The 13761-nt window shown below is 61.0% G+C and carries 14 protein-coding genes; 2 read left to right on the forward strand and 12 right to left on the reverse strand.

What is annotated here, in order from left to right; translation table 11 throughout:
* Positions 1 to 311: 311 nt before the first annotated feature.
* The gene (locus BM197_RS16415; RefSeq protein ID WP_218151798.1) at positions 312 to 452 is read right to left on the reverse strand and encodes a hypothetical protein; all 141 of its coding nucleotides are present in this window, start codon (positions 450 to 452) and stop codon (positions 312 to 314) included.
* Positions 453 to 1227: 775 nt separating this feature from the next.
* Between BM197_RS16415 and BM197_RS03135 the strand changes: the two genes are divergently transcribed.
* The gene (locus BM197_RS03135; RefSeq protein ID WP_143094965.1) at positions 1228 to 2382 is read left to right on the forward strand and encodes a hypothetical protein; all 1155 of its coding nucleotides are present in this window, start codon (positions 1228 to 1230) and stop codon (positions 2380 to 2382) included.
* 123 nt (positions 2383 to 2505) lie between these two features.
* On the opposite strand, the gene BM197_RS03140 is transcribed toward BM197_RS03135, so the two are convergent.
* The 8 genes from BM197_RS03140 to BM197_RS03175 form a co-directional block, all read right to left on the reverse strand.
* Entirely contained in the window at positions 2506 to 2790 is a 285-nt protein-coding gene (locus BM197_RS03140) for a putative quinol monooxygenase (protein ID WP_090708692.1), read from the reverse strand.
* 740 nt (positions 2791 to 3530) lie between these two features.
* Positions 3531 to 4358 (reverse strand): HpcH/HpaI aldolase/citrate lyase family protein, encoded by an 828-nt coding sequence (locus tag BM197_RS03145; RefSeq protein ID WP_090708694.1) that lies wholly within the window; start codon positions 4356 to 4358, stop codon positions 3531 to 3533.
* A gap of 168 nt (positions 4359 to 4526) precedes the next feature.
* A complete protein-coding gene (locus tag BM197_RS03150; RefSeq protein ID WP_143094966.1) occupies positions 4527 to 5000 on the reverse strand; it encodes a hypothetical protein in 474 nt (157 codons plus the stop codon).
* A gap of 8 nt (positions 5001 to 5008) precedes the next feature.
* Positions 5009 to 5719, reverse strand: a complete 711-nt coding sequence (locus BM197_RS03155; protein WP_177216695.1) for an ABC transporter permease — start codon at positions 5717 to 5719, stop codon at positions 5009 to 5011.
* A gap of 65 nt (positions 5720 to 5784) precedes the next feature.
* Positions 5785 to 6606 carry an ABC transporter ATP-binding protein gene (locus BM197_RS03160; RefSeq protein WP_143094967.1) on the reverse strand — a complete coding sequence of 274 codons (822 nt, stop codon included), beginning with the start codon at positions 6604 to 6606 and terminating at the stop codon, positions 5785 to 5787.
* Entirely contained in the window at positions 6603 to 7433 is an 831-nt protein-coding gene (locus tag BM197_RS03165; RefSeq protein WP_143094968.1) for an ABC transporter permease, read from the reverse strand. Before BM197_RS03165 ends, BM197_RS03160 begins: the two co-directional genes overlap by 4 nt.
* An 87-nt stretch (positions 7434 to 7520) precedes the next feature.
* Positions 7521 to 8480: an ABC transporter substrate-binding protein gene (locus BM197_RS03170; protein WP_177216696.1), complete on the reverse strand. Its 960-nt coding sequence runs from the start codon at positions 8478 to 8480 to the stop codon at positions 7521 to 7523.
* A gap of 132 nt (positions 8481 to 8612) precedes the next feature.
* Positions 8613 to 10145, reverse strand: coding sequence for an amidohydrolase family protein (locus BM197_RS03175; RefSeq protein ID WP_143094969.1), 1533 nt, complete (start codon positions 10143 to 10145; stop codon positions 8613 to 8615).
* Positions 10146 to 10407: 262 nt separating this feature from the next.
* On the opposite strand from BM197_RS03175, the gene BM197_RS03180 reads away from it, so the two are divergent.
* The gene (locus tag BM197_RS03180) at positions 10408 to 11148 is read left to right on the forward strand and encodes an IclR family transcriptional regulator (RefSeq protein ID WP_090708706.1); all 741 of its coding nucleotides are present in this window, start codon (positions 10408 to 10410) and stop codon (positions 11146 to 11148) included.
* 43 nt (positions 11149 to 11191) lie between these two features.
* Here BM197_RS03180 and BM197_RS03185 read toward each other — a convergent pair whose 3' ends face one another.
* Genes BM197_RS03185 through BM197_RS03195 form a run of 3 tightly spaced genes read right to left on the reverse strand, consistent with a single transcriptional unit; the run spans position 11192 to position 13729 of the window.
* Positions 11192 to 12187, reverse strand: coding sequence for an ornithine cyclodeaminase family protein (locus tag BM197_RS03185; protein ID WP_090708707.1), 996 nt, complete (start codon positions 12185 to 12187; stop codon positions 11192 to 11194).
* 34 nt (positions 12188 to 12221) lie between these two features.
* Complete coding sequence (locus BM197_RS03190) at positions 12222 to 12971, reverse strand: SDR family NAD(P)-dependent oxidoreductase (RefSeq protein WP_090708709.1); 750 nt, start codon at positions 12969 to 12971, stop codon at positions 12222 to 12224.
* Entirely contained in the window at positions 12968 to 13729 is a 762-nt protein-coding gene (locus BM197_RS03195; RefSeq protein WP_177216697.1) for a maleate cis-trans isomerase family protein, read from the reverse strand. The genes BM197_RS03190 and BM197_RS03195 overlap by 4 nt, the downstream gene beginning before the upstream one ends.
* Positions 13730 to 13761 lie beyond the last annotated feature (32 nt).

Below are 13761 nucleotides of genomic sequence, written 5' to 3' on the forward strand. Positions count from 1 at the left end.
TTCCGCTCTCGAGGAGATGGACGCGAGCGCTTGGGACGGTGCGCTTGGTGCCGTATTTCTGTCGGACGTTGGAGGCTGCCAAGGCTTCGAGCGCATCGGCGATCGCGGACCAGGATTTGGCCAGCGGCGCATCTGTGCGTATTTGGTCGACGCAAGAACGAAGCAACTCGTTGGTGCAATCGCGCGCGGCGCTCAGTGCATGAGTTCTTCGAGTGAGGCGGGCCGGTGTGTGCTCAGGCAGTTGAGCTCGCCGGTGGCGGTGCTGAGGGCTTGCTCGCTGTTGCGCTAGTTATTTGCCTCCTCTTACGTGCTTAGGGGCGCTGTTTTTCAGCGACAAACAGCAAATGCACCGCCGATTGAAAATTCGGCGGTGCATGCTCGTCGGTGAGAATGGCGGGTGAGGACGTGTTTCTGGTTTTGCCTGCACCGCCGATTGATTTGCCAATTTCCATCGGCGGTGCACGGTTTTGGGTGTTTTCTCTTGATTTTTCAATAAAAAGATAGAGAAACCAGAGAGATGCACCTTATGCACCGCCAGTTTCGAGAATCTATACACACACATGCGCGCACACACGCACACATAGAAAAGTTGAAATCTCGCGGTGCATACGGTGCATTGGGTTATTTAGCCTGATGGGGCGGCGAAAACCGTGTTTTGCGTCGCGGTGCAATCGGCGGTGCACGTTCTTGTCGGCAGTGCCATATGTGCATCGGATTTGGAGTCTCATCAGGTACTTTAGCGTCGTTGATCGAGCGCATTACCGCACCGCTGATCGTTGTGGATCGGCGGTGCACGGTTTTCACCCCTGGAAAGACGTGCTTCAGCATGCTTTTCCGTTCCTCGTCGACCTAATCCATGGACACCAGTCGAGATCCTCCAGCTTCCCGATCGCGGCACCACCTTGGGGAGTTTCGGCTCCCGATGGCATGCGACATCATCGAAGCATGGGGAGTCGGCGAGTATTCGAGATAGCGAATGACGCCGGTGTCGACGTGCAGACGGCTCTCGCCGCACTGGCGAGGCTCGGATCCGACGTGACCGAGCCGACAAAGCGACTCGACCCCGGCCTAACGCGGAAGCTTGGCGGTGCACTTGGCGTGCCCTCGATCACACCTGAGGCTGTACTGGAGTCGCCGTGGCAGCCGCCGGTTCGCCGGGCTCCTGCTCGACCGGTAGTCGACCGAACCAAACGGACACTCTCGCGACCGCAACGGACGCTCCGGCCGATGCCGAAAAACGTTCTCGGCCTGGAGCACACGAACGCGGTTCTGCAGATGATCCCAAGCCTGTACGACCTGCTGCTCCGCTGTGGCAGTTCACCTGCCGCGGGCGGTGTCGTCGTCATCTACCACGATGCACGTCTGCGACCCGAGTACGGCTTATCCACCTTGAGCCGCAAGCCTTGGATGCCGCCAACCGCGAGCGGGGTCACCAGAGATGCGCTCCTCGGTCCGCTTCGTGCGCTCGATCGCCAGTACCGGGACCACGCGCTCATGCCCCCGAACATGTTCATTGCCGTCGACGTGCCGAACAGACGCGCTTGGTTCAGCCGGTCCTTCCAGACGCGGCCGAAGGGGCCGTTCCTGGACGCGACCACCTCGGAGCCGATCCCTGAGGTGCTAGCGGGTCCGCCCGCCCGGCTGGCAGACAGGGCGCAGATTTTCTATCCAGAGCACGTTCCGGCGCTCGCGCGCGACCTCAGCGCGCCCCAAGACAGCCCGGAAGAAGCGTTCCTGCTGCATGAAGAGCTGCTTCAGCTCGCCGTCGACAGTCTCGACAGCGACGAGCAGCTCGACCCGCTGCCCGTGCACCTCAACGGGCTGTGGGTCTTCGCCCGGCCGATCATCATGCGGCGGCCCGACGGCAGCGAGCGACACGTCCGCGCAGTCTGGTACCGGCAGGGTGAGGTCGTCTGGCGGATGCGCACCTTCGCTGCCGGAATCGGCAACGACCCCAAGGAAGTCGGTGAGCGACTGGCCGGACGGCTGCCGTTCGTGCCGGTCTGGGACGAAAGCCGCCCAGAGTCGAAACTCCTGGCGGCCGTCTGGGCTTTGATGGCGCAAGGCGGAATCACGGAGTCCGATCATCAAACTTCGGATCGCGGCCCTTCGGCCGAGAATCCGGAGCGCGGCGACTTGACCATCGTGCGGGTGAAGGCGGGCACCGATCACGCGCAGGTCTATCGGAACGACGACCCGAGCAATTTCATCGACCGACCTGCATGGAGCGTCCGCGGGCACTGGCGACACCAGCCGTACCCGTCGCTGGGGCGTGACGAGGCGGGCAATGTCATCACGAAGATGAAGTGGATCGCGTCCTATTCGAAGGGTGACGCGCGTGATTTCGCCCCCAGGGACAAGGTGATCGTCGTCCGTCCGTAACGGCCACCAGAGCCCTTCTGCACTGCTCGTAAACCGGACTGTCATCAAGGAGGATGAAGGGGACCCTAACCGGGAACCCTAAGCGGGAACGCCCTCCGGGACGCGGCAATCGAAGCGGATGGCCTACCGGGCCAGGCCTTCGATTGAGTAACGGCGTTCAATTCCTGCCGTGACTCGGCCCCATTCGCTCCCCGCGACGCGCTCCTGGTGCAGCTTGAAGACACGCTCGTCCTCGAAACGCTCCTCAACGGACCAGACCAAAGGGTCCCCAGCCGCGGTAACTTCGAACGAGACACACCCGGGCTCGGCGCGCGTGCGCTCGATGTGTTCAGCGAGGTGAAAAGTTACGATCCGCGCCTCATCCTCGGACTTGCAAATGAGTTGGCCGGTGAGGTGTATTTCGCTCATGTACCCACCATATGACGCAACTCGGTGTCCAATAGACGGACGTCTACGGACACAGAATTGTGGCCGCACTTCTAAACTTTGCGGAGTGTTGGCGACTTATCACTTCGGAACCTTGAACAGGCCGTTAACGAGAGCGGCGGCGCGTACCGCCCGGTCTTCAGCCTGCGGTGCACCGACGAGCGCGCCACAGCAACCAGATACCGACGATCAAGGTGGCAGGTGATAGAAGAACCAGCGTCAAATAGACGGGGAACACGCGAACAGCATCAAGTCTTCTGTCGCACTGCGCGCGTTCTAGAGAACAGAAGACAGAATGACCAAAAGCGGGACGAGAGTCGCCACCCACTTTTTCCTAAGTTCGCCATGTTCGCGACATTTACACCATGACAACCCCAATCGCCCAGCCGGCAACGAGGACCAGGAAGCTTCCGACCGTCACGAGCAGCGCTGCCGTGATCACGAAGCTGGATGTTTCCAGGCAACCTCTGACGCAATCGAAGGAGAAGAGGTACGCCCGCGCCTACGCTCCAGCACGTGGGCGACAGGCGTCCGGGGGAAAGATTGCGAACTCCCTGAGATGAATTAACCTCCATGCCGCCGGCGGGGCACGCCTGCATGGAGGAGATTGTGATGAATAGCGTCATTTGAGCGGAAACCTCGCATGCCCAGCAGCGGGAAACTCACCTCCCGCCGAAAACGAACCTGCTTATTAACCGAACCGGTGGATCCACGCTAAGTCGTTACGGCATGACGCCGAAGGCCTTGGCGAGGCGGTCGATCTTTTCGGCACGGCCGAGCCTCGGCAGGTCGCTGCCGTCCCGGATGACGCGGCCGCGTGATTCGAAGTCATCGAGGAAGTCCCGCGCCCACATCGCATCAGATTGGGTGGGGCTGATGGCCTCGTTGATCACCGTGAGCTGATCCAGCTCGAGGCAGAGCTTCCCGGTTAGCCCAAGGGCAACAGCATGTTCTGCTTTCTGGCGCAGAACCGGATGGCTGCTTCCGACCGTGGGGCCGTCGATAGGGCCTGGCAAGTTGCCGATTCTACTGGCGATGACGAGCCGTGAACGGGGGTACGCCATCGCGAGATCATCGGCACTTGTGCCCGTGTCGCGGCGATAGTCGCCGCTGCCGAAGCCGAGCCTGAATGCGCCCCGGGCTCGCGCGATCGACGGCGATTCCTCGATGCCGAGCGCGGACTCGACAAGGGCAAGGATAGGCACGATTCCGCCGAGACGGTCGAATGTCTCCGTGACGTGGCTCGCCGATTCGGTCTTAGCGAGCATCACGCCTGCCAACCCAGGAACACCCTTGAGCCCGTCGACATCATCAGACCAGAAGTCGCTCGAACGGTCGTTGATACGCACCCACCCCGACCCGCCGGCGGTAAGCCAGTCGATCACCGAGGCTCGAGCGTCCGTCTTCAGTTTTGGATCGACGGCATCTTCGATGTCGAGAATGATCTGGTCGGCGCGGGAGCAGGCGGCCGCGTCAAAATCGCTGGTCCGGATGCCTGAGACGAGCAGCCATGAACGCGCGATCTCGGGTGCGATAGCGCTTTCGGTCATAGTCCTTCTACTTTTCGAGGTCGATCGGGCAGTACGCGTGCACAATCCGTGACGTGAACAGCGGAATCATTTTTCCGATCACGCTGTCACAAAAATGCTCGGATTACCTGTGCATCGTGAAGTTCTCTGCCATGACGCTGGAAGCGGCCGTTCCCGAAGCCGGGCTAGCTACTTCTCGAGCACCACGGTGGGAACACTGGGGTCACTAGTGCCCGCATCCGCACGTGATCGCTTGATGTAACCAACCGTCACTAGCTCGGAACTGTGCCCAGCGAGAAGGGTTGCGACGACCTGAGCCGACCGACTCGCAGACGATTCCACGCCCACAAGCACGGCCCGCGTGCCCTCCTTCACCGGCTGGCCGACAGTCAGGAGTCCCAAATCAAGCTCTATGGATGCCCGCGGAACCCCGAGTCGCCTTGCGACCATATGCGCCAGCACGGTGTCATTCTCGCCCGCCCAACTCAGCACCAAACTCGCGTTGTGCTCTGCCAGCAGCGTCGCCAACGTGTCACCGATGGTCTCGGCGCAAATCGGGTCGAGGCCGAGATCGACATCCACCCTGCCATCCTCGCCAACCACAGTGAGCGCGACAATCGCCTCTGCCAGGCCGATGGTTGATTCGCGATCGTCGCGTGCCATACCGGAACTCATTTCTTTAGTTTCTCGTTGGGGTCTCGCAGAAGCGTTTCCATCAACCACAGCAGAAGCGACGTGATCACCACAAGGATAAGGACCACCGCATACGCCTTGGGGATCTGGAACTGGCTGGACGCCTGTTGCGCCATAAAGCCCAGGCCCGCGTTCGCACCCAACATTTCAGCGAGCACGACCGACACCGTAGCCATCGATACTCCGAGCCGCAGGCCTGACAAGATCATGGGGCGGGATGCTCCAGCACGGATGTGCCAGTCGGTTGCCTGCGCCGACGCCCCGAAGGCCTGTCCGACCTTCAGGTATCGCACTGGTACCGCGCTCAGGCCCTTCATCGTGTTGTAGGCGATCGGGAAGAACGCACTGGCGGCGGCGAACAGGATCTTGGACGGTAGCCCCACTCCGGCCCAGATGAGGAACAGTGGGTAAACCAGCGAGATCGGAAAGATGTACCCCCAGGCGAGGAGCTTCTCGAAGATGGCCGACCGCAGAGGTTTACGACTCAACACGAACCCGACTAACAGACCAGCCACCGCCGCGATGCCGAACCCGGCGATCATTTCGAATACGGTTATGCCCGCCGCGGCCCAGACCTCCGACTCGCGCAAGAGCTCGATCGATTCGGATAGAACTGCACCAAGTTGGGGCAGGATGATCGGCGAAATGGAGCCCGTGGCGTTCGCCAGAATCCACCCGCCGAAGACCACGACAACAAAGAGGATGCGCAGGCTCCAAACGATGGTCCTTCGTGGGCCCGCAGAAGTTGAGGGCCTCATTTGGCCTCACTCGCTGTCGTGGGCTGAATACGGTGAAACAACTCGGCGCGCAGGTCGTCGAACCTGGCCGTCGTCATGAATTCGAGGCTGCGTGGCCACGGTTCGTCGACGACGATTTCCTTGCTGATCTCCCCCGGGCCGGCCTTCATCACGACGATGCGGTCCGCCCAGAATATCGCCTCTTCCAAACTGTGCGTGATCAGGACGACGCTCTGACCCGCATCGTGCAGAATCTGGGTCAACTCCTGGCCTAACGAGCGTCGGGTCTGTTCATCCAGGGCACCGAACGGCTCGTCCATGAGCAGGAACTTGGGTTTCAGGGCGAGCGCTCGTGCCACGGCGACGCGTTGCTGCATACCTCCGGAGAGTTCGCCCGGGTACTTGTCGGCCTTGTCGGCGAGCCCCACGAACCCCAATTCGGCTCTCGCCTTCTCCAGCGCGACCTTCTTGTCTTCCCCTGCGAAGCGCAGGCCCATCGCGACGTTGTCGACGACCTTCTTCCACGGGAAGAGGCTGTAGTCCTGGAATACGAAAGCGGCCTGCCGCGGATCCGGCCGTGCCATCTCAATTCCGTCCAAATAGATCCCACCCGAGGAGGGTGAAAGCATGCCACCCATCGCATGAAGCAGTGTGGACTTGCCGCAGCCGCTGGGGCCGATGACCGTCACGAATTCGCCTTGCTTGATTTCCAGGTTGACACCGGTGATCGCAGGCTCGGCAGCATTGACGTTGTAGCGGATCTCGAGGTTTTCGACGTTTAGGTGACTTATCATTTTGGTTTCCTTCGTCTCGCGGACAGTCCGATTGGGCAGCATCATGACCTCACCGTGCTCTTCCACTTGGTCAAGCGGGCTTCGCCGAGCTCCCACAGGGTTCCGAGCAGGATTACCGCCACGGCGGAAATGATGATCAGAACCATGGCGCTGTCGATATTGAAATTGTTGGTGTAAACCTTCACCAAGTAGCCGATGCCGATGTTCGACACGAACATCTGGGCAATGAGAACGCCGATGAATGCGTTACGGACGCCGTGCCAAAGGCCAGCGAAGATCGCGGGCGCCGCCCCGGGAAGAATGACATGCACGAAGGAGTGCCATTTGGACCCGCCAAACGCCGAGGCCACGCGGAAGAATCGCGGCTCGATGGAGTCAACCCCGGCGACAACGTTGACGGTGATCTGCAGGAAACCGAGTACTGCGCCGAAGGCGATGGCAGATCCATTTCCGAGCCCGAAGAACAGCACGAAGAGCGGCAGGAAGATCGTCTTGGGAATGCCGAGCAGGTAGATGACGATCGACATGTACGCCTCGCGGATGGTGGCGTTGAGCGCGAGCGCCAGACCGAGCGGCATGCCGATGGCGACGGCGATGATGAAGGCTATGACGAGCACGTAGAGCGTGTCACTGAGCGCCTGATAGGTGTCGGTGTTGCCGGCGAACATCTCGCCGAAGGCAGCAAGAATCGCCGTCGGCTTGGACGCACTTCTCTCGTCGATCGCTCCGATATTCGCCAGCACTTCCCAGAGAACGAAGAAGCCGATCACCAGGAGGGTGCGGTAGAGGGCCGCCTTGCGTGCGAGGGCGGATGGGTCGAGTCGCGCAGCCGGGAGCTTGCGCGGAGCTTTGACCATGGTCTTCGTATCCAATGATTGCCTCTTGTCTGCGTCGTGACTGCGACATCGGGGCCGCGCGCCAGTGCATGGCCGCCGGCCCCGAAGCCGCGCTTTCAGGGTCTACTTGAGGAGGTCCTGCCAGTAGGTGTACTCGATGGCTAACGGGTTCTCGTTGGTGCGGTCTCCGGTGCTGAATGCGGCACCTTCGGAAAGCCCGTCGAGCTCCTCATCGCTGATGCGGCCATCGGCGGACATGCGGGGGAGCTCAAGCTCTGCGAGACGCTTGGCAACCTCCGGGCTATACTTGCCCTCTTCGACGAGCACGCTCTCAAACAGCTCTGGCTCAGCCTGGAGCTTTTCGACCATTTCGTAGTACTTCTCGAAGAACACTCGCACGGCTTCTGGATTCTCGGCCGCAAACTTGTCCATCACCGAGAAGGACTCGAGCACTGTCGGACCCACATAGTCGGAGGAATCGCCCAAGATCCGGCCGCTTCCCTCTTCTTCCAGGGAGATGGCAGTGTCAGACATCCAGATAATGGCATCTACCGCGCCCGAGCGGAATCCGGCGACCATTGATCCGACGTCACCGAACGCAGTGGTGCTGTAGTCGCCTTCGTTCCAACCAAGGTCTTCTGCGATCTTGTGGACGGAAAAATCGGAAGGTGCGCCGGCTCCTGTGATGCCGAAGTTCGCGCCTTTCAGTTCTTCGATCGTTGTCGCATCGGTGTTATTGTTCGCGACGACGTACATCGCCCACGGCGAGAAGTTGGACCCGACGATCGTTTGTTCGATGCCCTGATCGCGGAGGGCTGCCTCAGTGGTGCCACCACCGAGCGCAATGTCCGCCTCACCCGAGGCGAGAATCTGGCCCAGCGTCGGAGTCGTACCAGCGACGAATTCGACGTTGATCCCGGCATCTTCCCAAGTGCCTAGGAACTCGTGGTATTGAACTGGCGCGAAAAAGTAGGCGTTGTCTACAGCAGTCACAACGCGAACTGTTACCTCCTCACCGGATTCGCCGGAGGCGGTCGCAGTGTCGCTGGATGCGCAACCTGTCATACCGAACCCGAGTGCCACAATCGACAAGCCCGCGAGAACTCGACCCTTCACTTTCCGTGCGTTTGAATGATTCATTGCATTTCTCCTTATGAGTATGTACTGCTCTGTTCCAGCCGAAGGCTGAGTGGGCGAGGCAAACAGGAAGTGCGTTTAGCTCCCGCTAAAAAGGCGATTGAGCCCGACATCCTCGGCCCACACCCGCTGGTGCGCTTCGAGAAGGTATGGGCGCAATTCGCTCACTCGTTCACGAGCGTTTGCGAAGTCTGTGAGGAAGGTCGGCATGACATCTGCCAGTTGTGCGCGCAACGCCGCCTCGTCGATCTTGGTACTGCGGCCGTTCCTGATAACCACGTCGCCGTCGACGATCACCGTCTCGACCCCCCTGCCGGATTCCGAGTAGACAAGCTGTCTGACCGCGCTGTTGAGGGGTAGCCACGACGGGTCGTTCAGGTCTACGAGATAGCAGTCGGCGCGGAAACCTACAGCAAGCTCGCCCAGTGAGTCGGACTTGCCGATTGCCCGAGCGCCACCTCGCGTCGCCGCGTCGAAGACTTGGTATGCCTGCTCTGGCAGGGGATCCGGGTGCGTGATCGCATTGAGCGTGGCCGTGAGCTTCATCGCCTGGAACATGTTCTGGCTGTCGCTGCACGACGGGTTGTCGCAGCCGAGCGCGTAGCTGATACCCATCCGCTGCACAGCCTCGATCGGCGGGATTCCACTCTTCAGCTTGAGGTTGCTGAGCAGGTTGAACACCACCTTGGTGTCGGTCTCGGCGAGTTTTTTCAGCTCATGCTCGAGTAGCCAGACGCTGTGGGCGAGGTTCACCCGCGGCCCGAGCATGCCGAGCGTTCCGAGCCAGTTGATGAGTGAACCGTCGTGTTCGCCGTAATGGATGCGCGCTTCCAGAGCCATGCTCTTCGACTCATAGATGTGCGTGAAGATGGGGAGGTCGTATCTCTCGGAAAGAGCGACTGTGCGCTTGAGCAGCCCGTCCGTGCATGACTCCGGGGCGGTGGGGGCCAGCGCCCAGGTAACCCTGCCATTCGCGGAGCCCTCTGCGAAGTACTTCTCCTCGAGGTAGTCGAGCAGGTCAAAATCGAGGTCCGGTTCCGCAAAAGATTTGACACGTGAATGGTATTCCTCCGGAATCACCTCTTCCCAGAATGGCCGGGTACCGATGCCGGTTTTATCGGCATATTGGGGGCCGACGACTGCGCGGATCCCGATCGATTCATACGCTTCGACGACCGTTTCGAGTTGCTCTGGCTCGAACGGGAAAAGCGTGACCATATCTTGCACGGTCGTTATGCCGCCACGCAGGCATTCGAGAGCGCCCAAAATGGTGCGCACGCGGACCTCTTCGGTGCTGCGCGCAGGAAAGGACGGGGGCAACGCGAGGAGTGCCCACCATTCGAGCGGCTCTTCCTCCATGGTGCCTTTGGCCAGCACGTCGTGGGAGTGGTAATGGGCGTTGATGAACCCAGGAAGGACCAGGCGGTCGGTTGCGTCGACGATCTCGACGGAGTCGGAGGGCGTGAGCTCCTCTCCTACACCGGGTCCCATCTTGACGATGATGCCGTTCTCCGCAACGAGGTCCTGGGTGATGAGGCCTGCCTCAGGACCCGGACCTGCGAAGTACTGACCGTTCCGAATTACCAGCACCCTGGATGACGATTGGACCACACTGCCTCCTCGTTAAGTTCCGTAGAATAGAAAGTGTTTTCACTATAGGGGTTAACTTCCTGCAAAGACACAACTATCTGCTTCGCAGCCGAATCGTAATGTGAACGTCAAATTCCGGACACCAAACCGTCACGCGTCGCCCTCGCGTCAGCGACCCACCGCCGTAGAACGGAAATTGTCGGCAGGAATTGGGCAAGAATGTGTGTAGCGGCACTCGGATTCGTCATCCGCGCCGCCATCAACTGAAGAGGAAGGGCCAGACATGCAAGTCGTGTTCCGGGCACTAGATGTGCTGCGTTGCGTCGCCAAATCAGTGAGCCCGCTGTCGCTGAACGACATCAGCAGCCGTCTGGAACTGCCACCGTCAACAGTGCACCGTCTCCTGTCGGCCCTCACCGACGAAGAGTACGTGATCCGCGACCCGCTCAGCCGCCGCTACATCGCAGGACCAGCCCTTGCCGAGTTCACCAAGCACGCGAGCTCGAACAAGCTTCCGGATCTGGCGGCGCCCGTACTTCAGCGCCTGAGCCACCAGTTTGCGGAAACCGTCTATGTCACGTCCTTGACCACCGACCGGGCGGTCTGCGTCGGCCTCATCGAAAGCAGCCGCCCACTGAGGCTGAATATGAGCGTCGGCGACCGCTTCCCTTGGCATGCCTCGGCATCCGCACGTTCCATCCTCGCCTTCCTTCCGCAAACTCTGATCGAGCAGCTTCTCGCCGAGCAGCCCATGGACCAGTTCACGGTGAACACTCCTCGCACCAAGGAAGAGGTCTACGCGCACCTCTCCGATGTGCGGGTGTCCGGCTACGACGTCTGCGACGACGAACTGGACAGCGGAGTTTGGGCGGCCGCGGCGCCCATCCTCACGGATAAGACCGAAGTGCACGGTTCGCTCGGCATCGGTGCTCCCGGTGAGCGTTTCAAAACGAAGTCGTTGCGCGAAGCCGCGATTAACGCCGTTGTGGAGGGTGCCGCGGAGATCGCCGCGAATCTGGGCTGATCCTCACCGTTTTCGAACCTGTGATGGGCGTACCGCGTGGTTCCTAGCGATGCAGGTCGATTGTGGTTCCGAAACCGCGCTCGATGGCACGATGCGCCACGAGCCGGGCCGACACCGTGTCGGCCGCCCCAAAGCCAACGCTCTTGAACACCGTAGGACCATCACCGGACGCAGGGCCTAACTCTCCTGCCAGCAAAGTACCGAGCTCCAGCACGTCATCACGCCTGATGTGTCCGGCATCGATGGCGCCCGCGATGTCGCCGGCGCCGTCAACTCCGCCTCCGAAGGTATCAACGACAACTCGGCTGGCCCGCCCGACCGTCACCGGCGCGATCTCCGATTCAGTGGGTGAATGGCTACCCACCCCGCATATCAGGGTGCGATCCCCGATCCAGCCGTCCTCGATGATCGGCACCCTGGACGTGGTGGCCGCGACCACGATGTCCGAGCCGCGGCAGGTGGATTCAGCTGAGTCCGCCGGCACCACGGTTACGCGTCGGTCTGGGTAGCTCTGGCCCAGCTCGTCCTCGAGCATCTCAGCGAATCTCTGGCGCCGAAGCGGGTCGCGCGAGAAAACCTTCACGGTCTCGACTTCGCCACAGGCGTGCACCATGGCGAGCACCTGGGCCCGGCCCTGTATGCCAGCACCAATGAGACCGACTGTCTTCGATCGGGGCGGCGCCAGTCGCGATGCGGCGAGCCCCGACATGGCACCTGTACGCAGATCGGTGATGATGCCGCCATCCATCACGATCTCCAGGCCGAGTTCAGGATCGAGCAGCGTGATAACCGCTGAAGACTGGGGGATCGAACCGATGGGCTCCCCGAGTGCGTACCAGACTTTGAGTCCGAAAAGCCGCGAATTCACGGAGCCGGGCATCACCAAGATCTCTGCGGGTACCACCGGAAGCTTCAACGCGGTGCGCGGTGGCGATGCGGTGCGGCTTTGCACATGGGCAAGGGCCGCCTCCTCCACTGCCTCGAAGGCGGCAGCCATGTCGAAGACCTTGGAGACGTCGGACGCGGTGAGGATCAACATGGATACCCTTCACGAACTAACGGGCGGGCGCTACTCACCATAGTGTTTGGCCTCCATCGATCACCAGCGAGGCACCGACGACGAAGGATGCCTCGTCGGATGTGAGGTAGATTACCGCGCCGACCACCTCATCCGTCTCGCCATAGCGTCCAGCGGGTATCGTCGCTACCCGCTTGCTCTTGAATTGGGGGTCTTCCGCGTACTCACGATTGAGGTTGGTCACGAAGGTTCCCGGAGCAATACTGTTCACCCGAACTCCCAACGGGGCGAGTTCAAGGGCCATCGAACGTGTGAGCATGGCGATACCGCCCTTCGACGATGCATAAGCGAGACTTCCAGGCCACGATTGCGTTTGCCGGGTAGACGATACGTTGACGATGGCACCCGAACCGGCGGCGACCATGCGGCGCGATGCCGCCTGGCCCATCAGGAAGTAACCGGTGAGGTTCGTGTCGATCACCCGGCGCCATTCCGCCTCAGGCATTTCCAAAAAGCTCGCGGTGCTCATAATCCCGGCGTTGTTCACCAGGATGTCGATCCCACCGAAGATTTCCACCGTGCGTGCCACCACAGATTCCGCGTCGCCTCCCACCGAGACATCGCCGCTGACTGTTTCGGCAACGCCGCCGCTCTCCATGATTTCGTTTCTCAGCTCCAGCGCCGCACCCACACGGCGCGTGTGCAATGCTACCTGCGCGCCTTCACGGGCGAGGCCCAGGGCGATCGCCGAACCGAGCCCCCCGTTGGCGCCGGTCACTAAGGCCCGCTTGCCGTCAAGCCTCATCGCAAAGCCTCCATCGCAGGCAGCTTGGGCGTACCGAGCGGCAGATCCATCAGGGAACCGAGGTCGAGGCCGTCGGCGGCGATCCCCAAAGTCTGCAAGCACCACCACAGGATGCTCTGGTTGGTGCTCACGACGGGTTTGTTTGCGTCGCGTTCCAACTGGGCAATCATGGCAAGGGTCGCAAGATTGGTGGATGCGATGACGATCGCGTCAGCATCGGCTGACTCGAGGGCCCTCGCCATCGAGTACGCGGTGCTCGCTGGTTGCCGGTTCGTAATGAACCATTCGCGGGCGTCGGTCGATTCACGACTGAAATCCCGATGGACTGCTGAGACGACGACCAAACCTGCTTCGCGCATCGTGCTTTCGAAGGCCTGACCCGACTCCTCTTTATAGGGCGTCAGTACCGCGATTCGTCGTACAGTCATCGCTTCAAGGGCGGCCAGCATGGCGTTCGTGGCGGTGACAACGGGCAACCCACATTCCTCGGCTATGAGCTCTGACAGCGTTTCGCGCACACCGCTGCCGCCGTTGAAGCTCGTCTCGGCACACGCGTAGACCACAGCGTCAAGGCCGAGCTCCGTGATCGACTTCGCGAGTTCCACACCCTGGCGCCGCATCGCCTCATGGTCGGTGGTAGTCATTCGAAGCGTGTGGAAGCTCACCCCGGAAAGTTCGAGGGCATACAACTCCGGCTCAATGAGCACGTTGTCCGCCGGCAGGATCAAACCGATCCTGCCGCGCCAGCCGTTTGTCATAATTTCCAACATATGGTCTCCGCCGTTCTTTG

This window comes from Mycetocola miduiensis, from assembly GCF_900115155.1.
In the GTDB taxonomy this organism is placed as follows: Bacteria; Actinomycetota; Actinomycetes; order Actinomycetales; family Microbacteriaceae; genus Mycetocola_A; species Mycetocola_A miduiensis.

Bases quoted from the DNA above. Each gene is read 5' to 3' on its own strand.
- BM197_RS16415 (WP_218151798.1), bottom strand. From the start codon at position 452: ATGGAAATTGGCAAATCAATCGGCGGTGCAGGCAAAACCAGAAACACG.
- BM197_RS03135 (WP_143094965.1), top strand. From the start codon at position 1,228: ATGCCGAAAAACGTTCTCGGCCTGGAGCACACGAACGCGGTTCTGCAG.
- BM197_RS03140 (WP_090708692.1), bottom strand. From the start codon at position 2,790: ATGAGCGAAATACACCTCACCGGCCAACTCATTTGCAAGTCCGAGGAT.
- BM197_RS03145 (WP_090708694.1), bottom strand. From the start codon at position 4,358: ATGACCGAAAGCGCTATCGCACCCGAGATCGCGCGTTCATGGCTGCTC.
- BM197_RS03150 (WP_143094966.1), bottom strand. From the start codon at position 5,000: ATGGCACGCGACGATCGCGAATCAACCATCGGCCTGGCAGAGGCGATT.
- BM197_RS03160 (WP_143094967.1), bottom strand. From the start codon at position 6,606: ATGATGCTGCCCAATCGGACTGTCCGCGAGACGAAGGAAACCAAAATG.
- BM197_RS03180 (WP_090708706.1), top strand. From the start codon at position 10,408: ATGCAAGTCGTGTTCCGGGCACTAGATGTGCTGCGTTGCGTCGCCAAA.
- BM197_RS03185 (WP_090708707.1), bottom strand. From the start codon at position 12,187: ATGTTGATCCTCACCGCGTCCGACGTCTCCAAGGTCTTCGACATGGCT.
- BM197_RS03190 (WP_090708709.1), bottom strand. From the start codon at position 12,971: ATGAGGCTTGACGGCAAGCGGGCCTTAGTGACCGGCGCCAACGGGGGG.
- BM197_RS03195 (WP_177216697.1), bottom strand. From the start codon at position 13,729: ATGACAAACGGCTGGCGCGGCAGGATCGGTTTGATCCTGCCGGCGGAC.